The sequence below is a fragment of the Phyllobacterium sp. CCNWLW183 genome (assembly GCF_037203775.1).
Taxonomy (GTDB): Bacteria; Pseudomonadota; Alphaproteobacteria; order Rhizobiales; family Rhizobiaceae; genus Phyllobacterium; species Phyllobacterium ifriqiyense.
In genome coordinates this window covers 738,862-757,262 of the sequence record NZ_JBBCBN010000001.1, presented here as the reverse complement: position 1 = coordinate 757,262, position 18,401 = coordinate 738,862, and the positions used below count along the sequence as shown (strand labels likewise).

At 51.5% G+C, this 18,401-nt stretch carries 17 protein-coding genes; 15 read left to right on the top strand and 2 right to left on the bottom strand.

Going from position 1 to position 18,401, the window contains the following annotated elements; all coding sequences use genetic code 11:
• Window position 1 precedes the first annotated feature (1 nt).
• On the top strand, window positions 2-1,495 hold the full coding sequence (locus tag V9K95_RS03550) for a DegQ family serine endoprotease (protein ID WP_370878872.1): 1,494 nt from the start codon (window positions 2-4) through the stop codon (window positions 1,493-1,495).
• A gap of 167 nt (window positions 1,496-1,662) precedes the next feature.
• On the opposite strand, the gene serB is transcribed toward V9K95_RS03550, so the two are convergent.
• Complete coding sequence (gene serB / locus V9K95_RS03545) at window positions 1,663-2,550, bottom strand: phosphoserine phosphatase SerB (protein WP_336439807.1); 888 nt, start codon at window positions 2,548-2,550, stop codon at window positions 1,663-1,665.
• Window positions 2,551-2,564: 14 nt separating this feature from the next.
• On the opposite strand from serB, the gene miaA reads away from it, so the two are divergent.
• Complete coding sequence (gene miaA, locus V9K95_RS03540) at window positions 2,565-3,458, top strand: tRNA (adenosine(37)-N6)-dimethylallyltransferase MiaA (protein ID WP_370878831.1); 894 nt, start codon at window positions 2,565-2,567, stop codon at window positions 3,456-3,458.
• Between the two features lie 4 nt (window positions 3,459-3,462).
• Here miaA and V9K95_RS03535 read toward each other — a convergent pair whose 3' ends face one another.
• The gene (locus V9K95_RS03535) at window positions 3,463-5,313 is read right to left on the bottom strand and encodes an ATP-binding protein (RefSeq protein WP_336439808.1); all 1,851 of its coding nucleotides are present in this window, start codon (window positions 5,311-5,313) and stop codon (window positions 3,463-3,465) included.
• Window positions 5,314-5,671: 358 nt separating this feature from the next.
• Here V9K95_RS03535 and V9K95_RS03530 point away from each other — a divergent pair, with 358 nt between their 5' ends.
• From V9K95_RS03530 to ilvC, 13 genes are all read left to right on the top strand, one after another.
• Window positions 5,672-7,474 carry an acetolactate synthase 3 large subunit gene (locus V9K95_RS03530; protein WP_115052603.1) on the top strand — a complete coding sequence of 601 codons (1,803 nt, stop codon included), beginning with the start codon at window positions 5,672-5,674 and terminating at the stop codon, window positions 7,472-7,474.
• A 17-nt stretch (window positions 7,475-7,491) separates the two neighbouring features.
• Entirely contained in the window at window positions 7,492-8,064 is a 573-nt protein-coding gene (ilvN, locus tag V9K95_RS03525; protein WP_115052604.1) for an acetolactate synthase small subunit, read from the top strand.
• Window positions 8,065-8,179: 115 nt separating this feature from the next.
• Complete coding sequence (locus V9K95_RS03520) at window positions 8,180-8,773, top strand: LysE family translocator (RefSeq protein ID WP_115052605.1); 594 nt, start codon at window positions 8,180-8,182, stop codon at window positions 8,771-8,773.
• Between the two features lie 37 nt (window positions 8,774-8,810).
• On the top strand, window positions 8,811-9,431 hold the full coding sequence (gene nthA, locus V9K95_RS03515) for a nitrile hydratase subunit alpha (RefSeq protein WP_336439809.1): 621 nt from the start codon (window positions 8,811-8,813) through the stop codon (window positions 9,429-9,431).
• A complete protein-coding gene (gene nthB, locus V9K95_RS03510) occupies window positions 9,428-10,087 on the top strand; it encodes a nitrile hydratase subunit beta (protein ID WP_336439810.1) in 660 nt (219 codons plus the stop codon). The genes nthA and nthB overlap by 4 nt, the downstream gene beginning before the upstream one ends.
• Window positions 10,074-10,430: a nitrile hydratase accessory protein gene (locus V9K95_RS03505; RefSeq protein ID WP_336439811.1), complete on the top strand. Its 357-nt coding sequence runs from the start codon at window positions 10,074-10,076 to the stop codon at window positions 10,428-10,430. The genes nthB and V9K95_RS03505 overlap by 14 nt, the downstream gene beginning before the upstream one ends.
• Window positions 10,427-10,873, top strand: coding sequence for a hypothetical protein (locus V9K95_RS03500; RefSeq protein ID WP_115052608.1), 447 nt, complete (start codon window positions 10,427-10,429; stop codon window positions 10,871-10,873). Before V9K95_RS03505 ends, V9K95_RS03500 begins: the two co-directional genes overlap by 4 nt.
• A gap of 61 nt (window positions 10,874-10,934) precedes the next feature.
• Window positions 10,935-12,062 carry an ATP-dependent DNA helicase gene (locus V9K95_RS03495; protein WP_336439812.1) on the top strand — a complete coding sequence of 376 codons (1,128 nt, stop codon included), beginning with the start codon at window positions 10,935-10,937 and terminating at the stop codon, window positions 12,060-12,062.
• A 110-nt stretch (window positions 12,063-12,172) separates the two neighbouring features.
• Window positions 12,173-12,913 carry a pyridoxine 5'-phosphate synthase gene (locus V9K95_RS03490; protein ID WP_115052610.1) on the top strand — a complete coding sequence of 247 codons (741 nt, stop codon included), beginning with the start codon at window positions 12,173-12,175 and terminating at the stop codon, window positions 12,911-12,913.
• Between the two features lie 140 nt (window positions 12,914-13,053).
• Complete coding sequence (locus V9K95_RS03485; protein ID WP_336439813.1) at window positions 13,054-14,979, top strand: potassium transporter Kup; 1,926 nt, start codon at window positions 13,054-13,056, stop codon at window positions 14,977-14,979.
• A gap of 23 nt (window positions 14,980-15,002) precedes the next feature.
• On the top strand, window positions 15,003-16,226 hold the full coding sequence (locus V9K95_RS03480) for an FAD-dependent oxidoreductase (protein ID WP_336439814.1): 1,224 nt from the start codon (window positions 15,003-15,005) through the stop codon (window positions 16,224-16,226).
• An 85-nt stretch (window positions 16,227-16,311) separates the two neighbouring features.
• The gene (locus V9K95_RS03475) at window positions 16,312-16,950 is read left to right on the top strand and encodes a TetR/AcrR family transcriptional regulator C-terminal domain-containing protein (RefSeq protein WP_115052613.1); all 639 of its coding nucleotides are present in this window, start codon (window positions 16,312-16,314) and stop codon (window positions 16,948-16,950) included.
• A 60-nt stretch (window positions 16,951-17,010) separates the two neighbouring features.
• Window positions 17,011-18,030, top strand: coding sequence for a ketol-acid reductoisomerase (gene ilvC, locus V9K95_RS03470; protein WP_113097408.1), 1,020 nt, complete (start codon window positions 17,011-17,013; stop codon window positions 18,028-18,030).
• The last annotated feature ends 371 nt before the right edge of the window (window positions 18,031-18,401 follow it).

The following is an 18,401-nucleotide window of genomic DNA, read 5'->3' as shown; positions in this document are numbered from 1 at the left end:
ATTGACTGCCTTGGCAGCCACCGGATTTCCACCGGCACTCGTCACGGTGGCAAATGCGCAGACGCAGGCGCCAACTGTTCCCAATAGTGCGCAGCCAAGAGCGCAGGGCCCGGCTTCTGTGGCCGATCTTGCCGAGGGTCTCCTGGGCGCTGTGGTGAATATTTCCACATCGCAGACCGTTAAGGGACAGGACGGGGATTCTGGTCCGATCCCGATGCCGAAAGTTCCCGAGGGCTCGCCCTTTCAGGAATTCTTCAATGACTATTTCGGTAAGCAACAACCGGGGCAAAACAATCCATCCCGTCAGGTGCAGTCATTGGGTTCAGGTTTCGTCGTTGATGCCCAAGAGGGCATTATCGTAACCAATAATCATGTGATCGCTGATGCAGACGAAATCGAGGTCAACTTTAGTGATGGCTCGAAACTGAAAGCCGAATTGGTCGGTAAAGATACCAAGACGGACCTTGCCGTTCTCAAGGTTGATCCGAAGAAGCACAAGCTTGTTGCTGTGAAATTTGGCGATTCTTCGAAAACGCGCATTGGCGATTGGGTTATGGCAATCGGTAATCCCTTTGGTTTCGGTGGCACTGTGACAGTCGGAATTGTTTCTGCACGCAACCGCGATATTAATTCTGGCCCCTATGACAATTTTATCCAGACCGATGCAGCGATCAATCGCGGTAATTCCGGCGGGCCGCTGTTTGATATGTATGGACAGGTCATCGGTATCAATACCGCGATTATCTCGCCTACCGGTGGCTCAATTGGTATCGGCTTTGCCATTCCTGCCGAATTGGCGTCCGGCGTGATTGCCCAATTGCGGGAATTTGGTGAAACTCGTCGCGGCTGGCTGGGTGTGCGTATTCAACCCGTGACGGACGATATTGCGGAAAGTCTGGGGATGACCACCAGCAAGGGTGCATTGGTTGCCGGTATCATCGATGGCGGTCCTGTCGCCAACGGCTCCATCCTTGCAGGTGATGTGATTATTCGCTTCGATGGCAAAGAAGTGGCAACTGTCAAAGATCTGCCGCGCGTTGTTGCTGAAAGCCCCGTAGGCAAGGAAGTGGATGTCGTCGTTGTTCGCAAGGGCAAGGAGCAGACAGTAAAGGTCACGCTTGGTCGTCTGGAAGACAGTGAACAAGCTCCCAAGAAACCTGTTGATTCTGATCAGGATGAAGACGGCGCCATTCAGGGCGTTGATGTCTTGGGGATGACCTTGGGTGTGCTGGACGAAGATACCCGCAAGTCATTCGGGATCTCCAAAGAAGTCGAAGGCGTGCTCGTAACAGAAGTCCAGGATGACTCGGTTGCAGGCAATAAGCGGATACAAGCGGGGGATGTAATTGTCGATATTGCACAGGAGACAGTTTCGACTCCGGAGGATGTTGCAGCACGTATTGAAAAACTGCGCGATGAGGGCCGCAAGAATGCGCTCCTCATGCTCGCATCCAAGACGGGCGAGTTGCGATTTGTAACTTTGCAAATGGACTGAGCACTGGGAAGCGCAATCTGCGTACGAAAGTGCCCTGATCGGTCGAGGTTTTTACCGATACAGGTTCATTTCGAAGCATAATTCCTGAAAGTTGCTGAAAAATGCTCGATTTTTGCTGAAATTTTTCTACCAGAGCGTGAAAAATAGTTGCGGGTAGGCGAGTGCGCTTAGATAAGGAAGTCGGACTTTCGGTAGCCTTGAATATAGAGCAGAGCGGTCAAATCCCCGTGGTCGATTCGAATCTTGGCCTGTTCGGCAACTACTGGTTTAGCATGAAGAGCGACACCAGTTCCTGCAAGTTGCAACATATCAAGATCATTAGCGCCATCGCCCACTGCGATCGCTTCTTCCGGCGCAAAGCCAAAACGCTCGCAAATGCTGCTTAATGCCGCCACCTTCGCAGCGCGGCCAAGAATGGGTTCCTGGACTTTGCCTGTTAGCGTTTCTCCATTGTCTATCAATATGTTAGCACTATTTTCGTTAAACCCGATCATCTCGGCGATACGTTGTGTGAATACGGTAAAGCCGCCGGAAACGAGAGCGGTGTAGGCGCCGTGTTTCTTCATGGTTCTGACAAGTTCCGGTCCGCCCGGCATCAGTGTAATCCGGCTTGCGATCACTTTATCGATGACCGAATATGACAGGCCCTCCAGTAGGGCAACGCGCTCCCGCAATGCCGGTTCGAACTCGATTTCGCCATTCATGGCTCGCGCGGTGATTGCCGCTACCTCATCGCGCAACCCGGCTTCCTCGGCCAGTTCATCAATACACTCCTGCTGAATCATGGTTGAATCCATGTCTGCAATCAGAATTTTTTTGCGCCTGCCATCCTGATTTTGAATAACAATATCAATGGGTTCTCCGTCCAGCGCGCGAGCAAGTAGGCCTCTGGCTTCGTCGAGGTCGCTGGTGTCTTTCAAGGTGATGTCACAGGCAATTCCATCGGCCAGCCAATAAAGACCTGTTGCATTGACTGCAGCCGAGGCTTTAATCCCCAATGATGGTGTAAGATTGGATGCGGCAGGATTTGCAATGAGCGTAGCCATTAGAGGCATGGGGCGATTTCCATTTGGGCAGTGATTTGAACAGACAGATAATCCTGATAGCCGGACCAACGGCCAGCGGCAAGTCAGCGCTCGCGCTTCGTTTAGCCGAAGAATTGAATGGCGTAATCATCAATACGGATTCCATGCAAGTTTACAATGTGCTGGAACAGCTGACCGCGCGTCCGGGCAAAGCTGAGTTGGAGCGAGTGCCTCATTATCTTTATGGACACGTCTCGCCCTCCCTAGCCTATTCGACAGGGCGCTGGTTTTCCGATGTCGAGGGACTTTTGAAGTCTCCGGAACTCTTTGAAAAGACTTTGATTTTTGCTGGCGGTACCGGGCTTTACTTTCGTGCACTCCTCGGCGGTCTTTCAACGATGCCGGCTATCCCAGAGGCTGTCCGCTCTTTTTGGCGCAAGCAGGATGGTGAACTGGGAGCGGAAAAACTCCATGAAATGCTGGTGCTGAAAGACCCTTTGGCTGCCGCATCACTTCGCCCGACGGATAGTCAGCGAATTGTTCGTGCGCTTGAAGTTTTCGATACTTCAGGCCGCTCCATCATTGAATGGCAGAAGGAAACTGGCCGGGCGTTGATTAATGCTGCAACTGCCAGAAAGATCATTATTGAACCGGATCGGCAGTGGCTAGGTTCGCGTATTGCCAAGCGTTTTGAAGCAATGATGGAAGAGGGGGCTATCGAGGAGGTCAAGTCCTTGTTATCGCTTGGACTTTCACAAGAACTGCCAGCCATGCGCGCCATTGGCGTTAAGGAAATAGCAGAAGTATTGGCCGGAAGAATAAGAGCCGAGCAAGCTGCGGAACTTGCGACAATTGCCACGCGGCAATATGCAAAACGGCAAATGACCTGGTTTCGCAATCAACTTGGCGACGATTGGGAAAGAGTGCCATATCCCTGATTTATCAGGTTTTATCGTTGCGGAATGTTCGGATCAGATCGCTTGCGCGAAAGCCTTCAACAGTGGGCTGGCTTTGTTCCGTCCGCACGACCGGTTCCGTACTGCGCCATTGAATCTTTTCCGGCTGCGGTTTGGGTGCGGCGAAGGGGGACTCAAATGTTTGAAATGCCGAGTCTATATCGTCTTTCGCCATGCCGTCAGCGGCATTGAGCTGGCGCATTCGTATTAGCACGCTATCAAGACTCAAGTGCTGACTGTCTGGTTTTGCCAATTCTTGCTTCTTCGTCATATTTGCCGCAGGAAGGTCTTCCGGGGCTATTGTCTCGAATATCATACGCATCGGCGTGGGAACTGCTTCACCAAAGGCAATGGCCTCACGATTTGCGATTGATGACAGAAAGCCGACTGTACTTTGTGAAGCGCCGGTGATTGCGCCACGAATAATTTCCTGATCGCGTTCGTTTCCCAGCCGCATGGCGAAAACAGTACTGCATTGCGATAGAATCGTGGAATCGAGTTCTCCCGGACGTTGCGTGATCACACCTAGATAAACCCCATATTTTCGGCCTTCCTTTGCTATACGGGCGATCGCTTGCCGGGTGGGCAAAAATCCGGCGTCCGGGTTTGCTGGAATGTAGCGATGCGCCTCTTCGCACACGACCAATGTCTGCAGGGTGCCATCGCTTGAAACAGCCAGATCAAAGGCCATTCGGCACAATACGGACGCAACAGAGTTCACGACTTCTGATGGCAATCCGGCCAGCTGAAAAACGCAGATAGGTTTATCATTTGCCGGTATGCGGAAAATATGACTGATGGTCTGCCGCATAGTGTCCATTGTCGTTGGGGCGGTAAACATGAACCGATAACGGGGGTCAGCGATCAATGCCTGAAGACGTTGTTTCAGAGCCTTCATGACTGGCCTATCGGTCTTGCCTTCAAGTTGGCCAATGCGTTCATCAATCAACTTGATTAGGTCAGCTATTCGATAGGGTGCCGGCGTATCAGCCGTCATCGATGTGTAATCCCGGTCTCTTTTTAGGAGTGAAGGAGCTACGGGTTGCTCTGAATTTGCAAATTGTTCCTTGGCCATGGGGATCAAATCCCTCAAGGCATCTACTTCACCGGCGATGACAGGGCGTCCCCGGAATACGGCCTCCGCAAACTCTTCGAGTTTGAACAACCAGTAGGGCATATCAAACGTATTATGGTCTATTGAGATTGCATTTTTGGGAAATGCGCTGGCAAATTCATTATGTGGATCAAGGATCAGGATTCGAAGTTCTGGGCGCTGCTTGATGATTTTGCGCAAAAGAAGCGAAACTGCGCTCGATTTTCCGACGCCTGTGCTGCCAAGAACGGCAAAGTGGCGGGTAATCAAACTTTCGATGGAAATCAGGGCAGGGATCGATGCGTTCTGCGATAGATGTCCTATTGAAACTGCATTCTTGAGACTTGCGGTGTAAATCGTGGCCAGATCAGTCGCGCGAATACGATGCGCTATCGCCCCCATATGAGGATAGTTTGCGATGCCCGACGAAAACGTCAGTTTGTCATTTGCATCCGTGTTGACCTGTCCGACAAGTTCGACGTGCACATGCACATCCTGATCTGAACCTGAAACCCATCGGGTTTCAGGCAAGTCAACTTTGAATATCAGCCCGACTATCCGGGCGTTGTCGACTTGAATGGAGATAAGTTGCCCGACGGTCCAGTAATCGTCGGAAGCACTTATTGATGGACCTGTTTGGGCATAAATGACAGCTGTCCGGCCATTGCATTCGATAATATGACCATCGGCTCTGTTGCGAACAAATGGCCGCGGTTCTCCGGTAGGCATGGCTTCAGCGCTCATCGGCTGTTTATCCCAATTAGATTGCCCGTCGGATGACACAGGCCACATGGCTATTTTGCATGCAAGGAATTGAAAATACCTTAGCGACCCAATGCTAAATCGCCATGACCGCAATCACCTGGCTTGATTTGCACTTTGCCGGTTGACGGATTGAAATCACTAAATTATCGTCCGCGACCATGAAAACAGTTCTTATTGTCGTGGGACCGCGTATGGGCAGGGTGTTGTAAGCACCCGGCGAAAGCTCCCATGCGCGAAACACAGGCTCCCTCGGGGGCCTTTTTTATTTTCTACATCTCAGTTAAACGAAAGCACCTTCTGAAAGGCTTTGCGCCGCAGAATAGACGGGAAGAGACCGATGACAGCAGATAAACAGGATAGCAGTAAAACTTCGCAACGACGTGAGATGACTGGCGCCGAAATGGTCGTGCAGGCTCTTATCGATCAGGGCGTGACCGATATTTTCGGATATCCCGGTGGTGCTGTGCTTCCGATCTATGATGAACTCTTTCAGCAGGACAAGATCAACCACATTCTTGTTCGCCATGAGCAGGGCGCTGGTCATGCGGCTGAAGGATATGCTCGTTCCACCGGCAAAGTCGGTGTCATGCTGGTTACTTCCGGTCCAGGTGCAACCAACGCCGTTACCCCACTTCAAGATGCGTTAATGGATTCAATTCCGCTTGTTTGCATCAGCGGACAGGTTCCAACCAGCTTGATCGGATCAGATGCTTTTCAAGAATGTGATACCGTTGGGATTACGCGTCCTTGCACCAAACATAACTGGCTGGTGAAGGACGTAAACGATCTCTCCCGTATATTGCACGAAGCGTTTCACATCGCTCGTACCGGACGTCCTGGTCCAGTTCTGGTTGATGTTCCCAAGGACGTTCAGTTCGCTACGGGCATTTATACACCTCCTGAAACCAGTCCGCGGACCAGTTATCGTCCTACCATCCAGGCAGACCTCGAAGCCGTAAAGCAGGCTGTAGCGCTGATGCTGACGGCAAAGCGCCCGGTGATTTATTCGGGTGGTGGCGTCATCAACTCCGGTGATGAAGCAAGCAAATTGTTGCGCGAGTTGGTACAGCTGACGAATTTCCCCATCACATCGACATTGATGGGGCTTGGTGCTTATCCGGCTTCGGGCAAGAATTGGCTGGGAATGCTCGGCATGCATGGCACGTATGAAGCCAATATGACCATGCATGACTGTGATGTCATGGTGAACGTTGGTGCACGTTTTGATGACCGCATTACAGGGCGCCTGAGCGGATTCTCACCAAATTCGAAAAAGATTCACATCGACATCGATCCATCGTCAATCAACAAAGCCGTTCGGGTCGATATTCCAGTGATAGGTGACGTTGCCTCGGTGCTTGAGGATATGATCCGCTTATTGCGTGCTTCATCCACCAAACCCGACGCGAAGGCGATTGATGATTGGTGGCTGCAGATTGACAAGTGGCGTAGCCGGAAATCCTTGTCTTATACCCGCAACAAGGACGTTATCATGCCGCAATACGCGCTTGAACGCCTCTATGCTCTGACCAAGGATCGCGACACCTACATTACGACGGAAGTCGGACAACATCAGATGTGGGCGGCGCAGTTCTACGGCTTTGAAAAGCCAAACCGCTGGATGACATCCGGTGGGCTTGGCACGATGGGATATGGTTTGCCGGCGGCGCTGGGGGTGCAGATCGCCCATCCTGACTCGTTGGTTATCGATATTGCTGGCGATGCGTCTGTGCAGATGACCATGCAGGAAATGAGCGCGGCAGTTCAATATGAGGCGCCGATCAAGATCTTCATCTTGAACAACCAATATATGGGTATGGTTCGTCAGTGGCAGCAATTGCTGCACGGCAATCGCTTGTCGCATTCCTACACAGAAGCATTGCCGGACTTTGTCAAATTGGCGGAAGCTTATGGTGGCCATGGTATTCGTTGTGAAAAGCCTGGCGATCTCGACGACGCTATTCAGGAAATGATTGATGTCAAAAAGCCTGTGCTTTTCGATTGCCGCGTTGCCAATCTGGCAAATTGCTTCCCGATGATACCATCAGGCAAAGCCCACAATGAGATGCTTCTGCCTGACGAAGCCACCGATGAAGCCGTTGCAAACGCTATTGATGCCAAGGGCAGACAGCTCGTTTAAGAACCCGGAGAAATAGAATGAACGCTCAAAATCTAGCCTCCGGCTCGGCATATTTCATCGCCAAGGAGACTGAACTACCTGTTACGACTGTCTTGTCCGTCCTTGTGGATAATGAACCTGGTGTACTCGCACGCGTCATCGGTCTCTTTTCCGGACGGGGCTACAATATCGAAAGCCTGACGGTTTCCGAAACGGAGCATGAGCAACATCTGTCACGCATCACCATTGTGACACGAGGGACGCCGCATATTCTTGACCAGATACGCCATCAGCTAGAGCGCATCGTGCCGGTGCACCGTGTTGTGGACCTCTCTGTCCGTGCTGATGAACTCGGCCAAGCAGGGCCAATCCAGCGCGAACTGGCACTGGTCAAGGTTGCTGGGCTTGGCGAGCACCGAAATGAAGCATTACGTCTTGCAGATGCTTTTCATGCAAAAGTTGCTGATGCCACAACCGAGCACTTCATTTTTGAAATCACCGGCAAAGGTTCGAAAATCGATCAGTTTATTGCGATCATGAAGCCGCTTGGTCTTGTTGAAATCTGCCGGACCGGTGTTGCTGCAATGAACCGTGGTCCTTTGGGAATGTGATCTGTCAGAGGATCAATTCTCTTTTTGTCAGGGGTAAATTGTATCCCTGACAAGTTGGATATTGAGCGGTGGCAGGCCAGATCTTAATGTTGGATTTTCATTGACTGGTTCTTAAATGGCGCTCGATGTTTTCCTGACACTACTTCTTTTTGCTTTCGTGACCTCGATAACGCCGGGACCGAACAATTTAATGCTGCTGACCTCAGGCGTTAATTTCGGTTTCAGGCGATCCATTCCGCATATGTTCGGCATTGGCTCTGGCTTCTTCACCCTATTGATTGGTGTAGGCTGCGGGCTTGGCGCACTAATTGAAGCCATGCCTGTGCTTTATACCGTCCTGAAATTCGCAGGCGGAGCCTATCTTCTTTATCTTGCTTATAAAATTGCGATGTCTCGCTCCATAAGCAATGTTGATAGCAGGGCTCGGCCAATGACGTTTGTGGAAGCGGCAGCCTTTCAATGGATCAACCCCAAGGCGTGGGTGATGGCCGTTACAGCCATGGCGACCTATACCTCGCCGGATGCCTATTTCACGACGATGATGATAGTCGGCATAGCCTTTGCTGTCGTCAATATACCATCTGTATCGAGCTGGGCCGCATTTGGCCAGATCATGCGCGGATGGCTTGCCGATCCAGTAAGACTCAAATGGTTCAATATCATTATGGCCGTTCTCTTGGTGGCAAGTCTTTGGCCTATGTTGAAGTGATCTTGCATCTAAGGCTTTAGGTGCATAGGATTTTGCCATGCCACATGATCACGACGACCATCACCATGATAATGAGCTTGACCCCATGGCTGCGCGAGTGCGTGCGCTGGAAACGATCCTGACCGAAAAGGGTTTGATCGATCCCTTGGCGATAGATGCCATAGTCGAGACTTATGAAACCAAGATCGGCCCAAGAAATGGCGCCAAGGTAGTAGCAAAAGCGTGGAGCGATCCTGAATTTTCAGACTGGCTCCAGCGGGACGCTACGGCGGCTATCGCTTCACTTGGATTCACCGGTCGGCAAGGCGAGCATATGCAGGCTGTATTCAATACGGCCGATACACATAATCTTGTCGTTTGCACACTTTGCTCTTGTTATCCGTGGTCAGTGCTTGGATTACCTCCAGTCTGGTACAAATCGCCACCTTATCGATCACAAGCCGTGATCGACCCTCGCGGTGTTCTCGCCGAATTTGATCTGGTTCTGCCTCAAACCACCCAGATACGGGTGTGGGATTCAACCGCTGAGCTGCGCTACCTGGTGGTGCCACTGCGCCCTGAAGGTTCCCATGACCTGAATGATGAGCAACTGGCCGCTCTCGTTACGCGGGATTCAATGATCGGGACCGGACTGCCTTTGACGCCGGGGCATACATGAACGGGCCGCACGATCTTGGCGGGCAGATGGGATTTGGTCCCGTTGCCCCTGAAGTCAACGAGCCATTGTTTCATGCAGAATGGGAAAAAAGGGCGTTAGGCATCACGCTTGCTGCGGGTGGCATGGGGCATTGGAACATTGATGAAAGCCGTCATGCTCGAGAAAGCCTGCATCCAGCCGATTATTATTCGTCATCCTACTATGAAATTTGGATCAAGGCTTTGGAAGTTCTCCTGGAACGACATGGGTTCGTTTCAGATGACGAATTGAGAATGGCGCGGTTTTTAACAAAGAGCGCGACTCCAAAACGTGTCTTATTAGCAGAAAGCGTACCCTCCGTGCTCGCTAAAGGTGGTCCATGCGACAGGGAGATGAAGTCCGAGCCTCGTTTCCAAGCGGGTGATCGAGTGCGAACCCGTAATCTAAATCCTAAGACTCATACGCGCCTACCACGCTATGCGCGGGGCAAGACCGGTATCATCGAAGCTGTTCGCGATGGTTTCGTGTTTCCTGACACGAACGCGCATGGCCAAGGGGAAAACCCTCAATATGTCTATACCGTCGTGTTTCAAGCTTCAGAAATTTGGGGTGTTGCCGCAGATCCTTTGTTGACCATCAGTATTGACGCTTGGGAGGATTATATTGAGCTTGCATGATCTGATCGGTAATTCCGCCGCCCCTGGAGGAGAAGCAACGGTTTTTGCGCAACCTTGGCAGGCAGAAGCATTTGCAATGGTGGTCGCGCTACATGAGCGTGGATTGTTCAGCTGGGCCGAGTGGGCACAGGCTTTATCGTCCCAACTAAAACAGTCGGACGAGCTGGAAGACCCTAGCGACTATTATCAATGCTGGCTTGCTGCGTTGGAATCGCTCATAACGGAAAAGAAGGTTGCGCCAAAAGCGGATATAGATTTGCTGACGCGTGCCTGGCAACGCGCTGCCTTGGCAACGCCTCATGGGCAGCCTATCAGGCTGGAAAATGATCCTGATCGGGTATGAAAACTATGCTGACAGTATTGCGAAGTATTTCTGTTCTTGCTGCCCTTGTTGGAGGACTTGTGGTAACGCAGGCCCTTGCACAGGCAGATATTTGGCCTACGCCTAATGAGGAAGAGCTCCGTAAGATCGTCACAGGGGCAACGCTTACCGGCGAAGTCAAAGCGCAGCCGCCCTTTAATTTCAGCGAATATCTTGGCGCTGACGGCACATCACGCGGCAAGATGATCGAATGCTGCAAGCCCGACGAGCTCGCAACAAAGGGCATGTCATATTCGGGGGAGTGGGCGCTGGACCAAGGTAGCCTATGTTTCACTTATGAAGGTGAGGAAAAGAAAATTTGCTGGAAGTTGCAGGTCAAGGGCGACCGTTTTCGTATGTTGGACCAGCAATTTGGCCTTGCCGGCGAAGGACAGATCCGTTCCGGGAACCCTGATAATCTATAGTCTAATAGCCTTTGTCAGCATTTTCCTTGCCCTTTGATTACGAATCCTGTCTCTCAGGATCATGCAACTGTCATCACAACAGGATGAGGCCTTACAGGCCGTCTCAAAATGGCTGAAGGGCGGACGGAGTCCGATTTTCAGGCTGTTTGGCTATGCCGGCACCGGCAAAACAACACTTGCGCGTTATTTTGCGGAACATATCGAAGGCGATGTTCAATTTGCTGCGTTTACGGGCAAAGCTGCGCAGGTTTTGCGTTCCAAGGGCGCCAAGAACGCGCGCACGCTGCATTCGCTTATCTATAGGCCGCGCGGTGAAGAGGCTGTCGAAAACGAAACGACAGGCAAAACCAGCATTGCGCCAACCTTTTCTCTTAACAGGCAAAGTCCCGTAGCAAAGGCAAAATTGATTGTTGTTGATGAATGCTCGATGGTTGATGAGCAGTTGGGACGGGATCTGATGAGTTTCGGAACGCCAATTCTTGTATTGGGCGATCCGGGACAGCTGCCGCCAATATCCGGAGGCGGGTTCTTCACGGAACATGAGCCTGACTTTTTATTGAGTGAGATTCATCGGCAAGCGCGTGACAATCCAATTTTGCGGTTGGCCTTGGACGTTCGTGAGGGGCGCGAATTTGAATTTGGCGATTATGGTGCCGCCAAGGTGATTTCCAAGTCAGAGGTTACTCAAGAGCTGGTGCTGGGGGCAGATCAAGTTCTCGTGGGTACGAACCGAACCCGCAAACGATATAATCAGCGCTTGCGAGAGCTCAAGGGATTTTCGGCTGCCTTTCCGCAGGCAGGTGATAAGCTGGTCTGCTTGCGTAACGATCCAGCCAAGGGGCTTCTCAATGGTTCGCTATGGAAGGTGATGACCTCTTCACGCGAAACAGTAAAACCTGGTATCAACTTGCTGATCGCACCGGAAGATGAAGAGCCAGGACGGGGTGTCGCGAAAATAAAATTGCTGAAAGCGCAGTTTGACGATCCCGATGTAGAGATACCGTGGCAAACAAAGAAGCGTTTCGATGATTTCGATTATGGCTACGCGTTGACTACTCATAAGGCACAGGGTTCGCAGTGGAACGAAGTTGTGCTGTTTGACGAGAGCTATGCATTTCGAGACACGCGGGATCGCTGGCTTTATACGGCCATCACCCGTGCAGCCGAGCGCTTGACTGTTGTCCGATAAAATTCAGGTGGTTAAGTTGAGGGTTTGCGCTGCCGACGCAAAGATAAGCATGTCTAGCGTCTCCAAACTCATGTACAACAAAATCCAAATACACTGCTCCGGATATTTTCATGACCGCATCTTTGTCTGTTAATCTAAACGCAATTGCTATGTTGCGGAACCGCCGTGATCTGCCTTGGCCAAATGTCATCGGTATCGGCCGTATAGCATTGGCTGCGGGGGCTTCCGGACTGACGGTGCATCCCCGGCCCGATGAACGGCATATCCGGTTTGCCGACCTTCCGGAAATTCGTGCCCTCATTGATGATGAGTTTCCTGAAGCAGAGTTCAATATTGAGGGTTATCCAACCAGTGAATTTCTCGAACTGGTTACCAGGAATGAACCAGAACAGGTGACGCTGGTGCCGGATGATCCAGCCCAATCGACGTCCGATCATGGTTGGGACTTGGAGCGCAACGCAGAATTTCTGACGCCTATTATTCGGGATTTGAAAAACCGCGGCATGCGAGTCTCCCTTTTTGTTGATCCGGATCCGGAGACGCCGCTGGCCGCAAAAGAACTTGGCGCTGATCGAATTGAACTTTACACTGGCCCTTATGGCTCAATGTATGATGATCCAAACGGCGCGCTAATTGAACTTGAGAAGCTGGGCGTTACGGCATCTGCAGCAGCGAAAGCGGGTATTGCGGTGAATGCCGGACATGATCTGACGGTAGCAAATTTACCTGCGCTGGTGAAGAAAGTGCCAAAACTTGCCGAAGTTTCCATTGGTCACGGCCTCACAGCGGATGCTTTAATACATGGGATGGCGGGCTCTGTGGAAAGATTTCTCAATGCGCTCAAGGTATAATGCTTTGATTTAGCATGCTAATCTGCTGTCATGCATTTTTGCATAACGCAAAGGATGAGATATGTTAAAATGGCGATTGATATTGCGGTGCAACACGACTAACTCGTCCGCCCACGCTGTAGGAGCGAGGGAAAACTTTTATGAATGACCAGCAAGCGGTCGGCGATGATTGCGATAACGGTTCGGTAAGTTACGAGCCAGAACCGCATCACAAGGAAGCCTTTCCAGTTCTCGTTCTGGGCGCGCTTGGTGTTGTCTATGGCGATATCGGAACCAGCCCGATCTATGCTTTTCGCGAAGCGTTGCATGCTGCCTCCCTTGATGGCAGCTTGAGCCGTACTGACGTGCTCGGCGTCGTATCCATGATTTTTTGGGCATTGACGGTCATTGTTACCATCAAGTACGTCACCTTCGTATTGCGCGCAGATAATGACGGCGAAGGCGGTATCCTATCCTTAATGGCCCTGGCCCGGTCCAGCTTTAAATCACGGCCGCAACTTATCTTGGGGCTTGGTATCATTGGCGCTTCCCTGTTTTATGGGGATGCCGTGATAACGCCTGCGATCTCTGTTCTCTCGGCCGTCGAGGGACTTGAGATAGTAACGCCAACATTAAAACCATTTATCGTCCCGATAACGATTGTCATCCTCCTAACCTTGTTCTCCATCCAAAGGTTTGGGACAGCGAGCGTAGCAAAGATATTTGGACCGATTACGTTGATCTGGTTTCTTGCAATCGGTTTTTTCGGCCTGCTGCACATTGCCGACGATCTCAGCATTTTTGCGGCTGTTAACCCATACTATGCGTTCGAATATATCATGGACAATCCGGGTACCGCTTTCTCCACCATTGGAACTGTGTTCCTTGCCGTGACGGGTGCGGAAGCGCTTTATGCCGATCTTGGCCACTTTGGACGCAAACCGATTGCTACCGCGTGGATGTGGGTTGTTTTCCCGTGTTTGCTGCTCAATTACTTTGGGCAGGGCGCCTTCATCCTCGCTTATCCGGATGAAGCAAAAAATCCATTCTTCGAGATGTTCCCGCATTGGGCACTCTTACCGATGGTTGTGTTGGCGACTATGGCCACTGTTATCGCCAGCCAGGCTGTTATTTCGGGCGCATATTCATTGTCCCGTCAGGCTGTGCAGTTGAACCTTCTACCGCGCCTGAATATCGAGCACACGTCAGAGAAACAGTCAGGCCAAGTCTACCTGCCAAAGGTCAACGCACTTCTCGGTATTGTTGTTATACTGCTTGTTTTGGGCTTCGAGCGCTCTTCAAATCTGGCATCCGCATACGGTATTGCCGTTACTGGAAATATGCTAGTAACGACAATCCTGCTTTTCATTGTCATGACCCGCATCTGGAAATGGAGTTTGTGGTTGGCAACCAGCCTGACCGCGTGTTTCCTCATCATCGACCTTGTTTTTGTAAGCGCCAATTTGATTAAGGTCGTAGATGGAGGCTGGGCGTCTTTGGTCGTTGCTTTCCTGGTTGTTCTTATCATGTTTACCTGGGTTCGCGGCAGCCGGAAGCTCTTCGAGAAAACTCGCAAGGGCGAAGTTCCGCTGGCTTTGATCTCAAAGAAAATGGCTGAAAATCCGCCTACCCTGGTCCCGGGCACTGCGGTTTTCCTGACTGGCGATCCGAAAAGCACGCCAACAGCGCTCATGCACAGTCTTAAGCACTACAAGGTTTTGCATCAGAACAATGTGATCCTGACCGTAATCACCGCTCCATCGCCTTTGGTGAAAAAGAGTGAGCGGGTGCGGATAGAACCTATCAACGACCTGTTCATGCGGGTAACCTTGACGTTCGGCTATATGGAGCGACCAAACATTCCCAGGACGCTCGCGATTTGTCGTAAGCAAGGATGGAAGTTCGATATTATGACGACTTCATTCTTCCTGTCCCGGCGGTCCTTGAAGGCTTCGGCGCGCTCTGAAATGCCACGCTGGCAGGACCGTCTTTTCATTGCTCTGGCAAGAAGCGCCAGCGATGCGACTGAATATTTTCAGATACCAACAGGACGCGTCGTCGAGATTGGAACGCAGGTCAATATTTAGCCCGCATTAGCAAACTGGTCCGCATGAAAAAATTACAGGTCGCTATTGTTGGCGCAGGACCGGCTGGATTGGCCGCCGCGCTCTACCTTAAGCGTTCGGACAATCATGTTACATTGTTTGAACGGTTTGAATCGGCTTCTGCGGTTGGTTCAGGTCTTATCCTTCAACCCACGGGACTGACGGTTCTTGACGATCTCGGGTTGTTTGAGATGATTCGGGGTTTGGGTAGTCGCATCGACAGACTTTATGGTGCGGATGCACATTCTGGCCGCACTGTTCTTGACGTGAGATACTCTGCGCTTAAGGGTGGGCGTTATGGCATTGCGGTTCACCGGGCGGCTTTGTTTGGTGTGCTTTACGATGCAGTGCTACGCGAAGCTATCGATATTGAGACGAATATTGATGTTGTTTCAATGGAAGTCGGAGCTGGTTCCGCTTGGCTCATAACGGATACTGGCCGCCGCGTCGGGGCCTTTGATCTGATTGTTGATGCCAGCGGATCGAGATCGAAAATAAATAAATTTGCATACAAGAGCCGCGACCCGAAGCCGCTGGCTTATGGGGCTTATTGGGCCTCGCTCAAATGGCATCCGAATGCCTTTGATGAGCGTTCGCTGCAACAGCGTTATCGCAAAGCAGGAATAATGATTGGCGTGCTGCCGATAGGCAAAGCAAGCGTTGCTGGCGAGAAGAGCGCTGCCTTCTTCTGGAGTACCAAGCCAGACGAAGACGCAAAATTGCGTAGTGCCGGAATGACGCAATGGAAAGACAATATATTGTCACTTTGGCCGGAATGTTCGGTTTATCTCGACCAGATCGGCAGCTTCGATGATATGGCATTGGCGCGTTATGGCCATCATACACTCCCTTTCCCAATCGGGCGTCACCTTTCGGTTATTGGCGATGCAGCACATTCGACGAGTCCCCAATTGGGGCAGGGTGCAAATATGGCTTTGCTGGATGCCAAGGCTCTCGCTCATGCGCTGCATTCTTCATCAGACCTTGCAACAGCATTGTCGCTATATGCATCGTCGCGACGTGGGCATATACGGAGTTTCCAAGCGTTGTCGCGCGCATTCACGCCATTTTATCAATCAGACTCCAGAATATTGCCCTTCATCCGTGACCGCTTGGTACCAATAATTTCTGGCATTCCGCCAGCGCCGCAATTATTGGCAGCAATGGTTTCAGGCACGCTGATAGATCCATTTGGACCGATCGGATTGCGTGAGAAAGTCTGGAGCTGAATTTTCGGCCTAACGCTTGTCAAACCCTGGGACATGTATTAAAAGCCAAACCGTAACGTACGGTACGGTACGGTTGGAGGATGTGTTGAAAGCAGAACTGGAAATCAGCGAAACGGCATTAACGGAACGTCAGAAAGACGTCCTTGATGCTGCGCTCGCGCTTCTGGTTGAAGCTGGCGACAAACTCACAATGACAAGCGTGGCGCGCCGTGCAAGCTGTTCGAAAGAAAGCTTATACAAATGGTTTGGCGACCGCGATGGCTTGCTGACGGCTACGGTCCAGTGGCAAGCCTCCAAGGTCAGGGGAGTCCCCGTCAGCCGCAATGCATTTGATCGCGATGCGCTGGTAGCTGGTTTGGAGCGTTTCGCGGCCGATTGGCTGCGGGTCTTGTCGGGTAAAATCTCAGTTGCATTGAACCGCGTTGCTGTCACGCATGCCGGCACAGACAAGCACGGACTTGGTCGCGATCTTGGCGGTATCGTTCTGGAGAATGGTCCATTTGCCATGGCTCGCAGGCTCGAGCCCGTTCTGCTGCTTGGGCGGGAAGCAGGGTTGCTTAAGTTCGAACAGACCGATGAGGCATTCCGTACATTTTTTGGTCTGGTGGTTCGCGATGTGCAAATTCGTCTGCTGCTAGGAGATCGCTTCGAGTTGGGCGAGGCAGCTATTGAGCGTGACGCAAAACGGGCCACTGAACAATTTCTGGTTCTATACAAACCTTGAGAAAAACCGGTCAAGCGACTGGAAAACAATACTGATTGAAACATAGGAAGGAATAACAAAATGCGCGTATATTATGATCGTGATGCGGACATCAATCTTATCAAGTCGAAGAAGGTCGCCATCATCGGCTACGGTTCGCAGGGGCGTGCGCATGCGCTCAATCTGAAGGATTCCGGTGCAAAGGATGTGCGCATTGCTCTGCGTCCCGGTTCAGCAACAGCGAAAAAGGCTGAAGCGGACGGATTTCAGGTCGTCAGCGTTGCCGAGGCAGCCAAATGGGCCGACCTTATGATGATGGCAACGCCTGATGAATTGCAGGCCGATATCTACAAGGACCATATCGCCGATAACATCCGCGATGGCGCTGCGATCGCTTTTGCTCATGGTCTTAACGTTCACTTCGGTCTCATTGAGCCGAAGAAGACTGTTGACGTTGTTATGATCGCGCCAAAGGGCCCCGGCCACACGGTTCGTGGTGAGTATCAGAAGGGCGGTGGCGTACCATGCCTCATCGCTATTCATCAGGATGCATCCGGCAACGCACATGATCTCGCTCTATCCTACGCTTGTGGCGTTGGTGGCGGTCGTTCGGGCGTTATCGAAACCAATTTCCGTGAAGAATGCGAAACCGATCTGTTCGGTGAACAGGTTGTTCTGTGCGGCGGTCTCGTTGAGCTGATCCGCGCTGGTTTCGAAACATTGGTTGAAGGTGGTTATGCGCCTGAAATGGCCTATTTTGAGTGCTTGCACGAAGTAAAGCTTATCGTTGATTTGATCTATGAAGGCGGTATCGCCAACATGAATTATTCGATCTCGAACACTGCAGAGTGGGGTGAGTATGTATCCGGCCCACGCATCATCACGGCTGAGACAAAAGCAGAGATGAAGCGCGTTCTGACCGACATTCAGACCGGCAAGTTCACTTCCGATTGGATGCAGGAATATAAGGCCGGCGCATCGCGCTTCAAGGCCATCCGTCGCAACAATGACAAACACCAGATCGAAGAAGTTGGTGAGAAGCTGCGCGGCATGATGCCTTGGATCGGTAGCAACAAGCTGGTCGATAAGGCAAAGAACTAAGAAGATCAGAACATAATTTTAAAAGCCACCGGCGAAACCCGGTGGCTTTTTTGTGTCTTTAGATCCGGCGAAGCCACTGAATTTACATTACAAATTGCATCGTTCTCGCGGACGGTTATATGGCTTATAGGTATTGTCGAAAGCTCGATAGGACTGATAGGCCGCGCGACATTTCTCAGCCTGCGTAGGACCGTTATTTCCGGTCGGTCGGTTAGCTCGTCCATTGTAGCAGTTTCCTGTCGAACAATCCCGCAGACTATCCCGATACGGACTATTATTGCGCAGGATCGTTGGGGATCGCGGCACCACATCAAGCCCTCGCGGAGCCGGTCGATATGTCTGGATTTCTCGCGCGAAAGCAGTCGGCATCT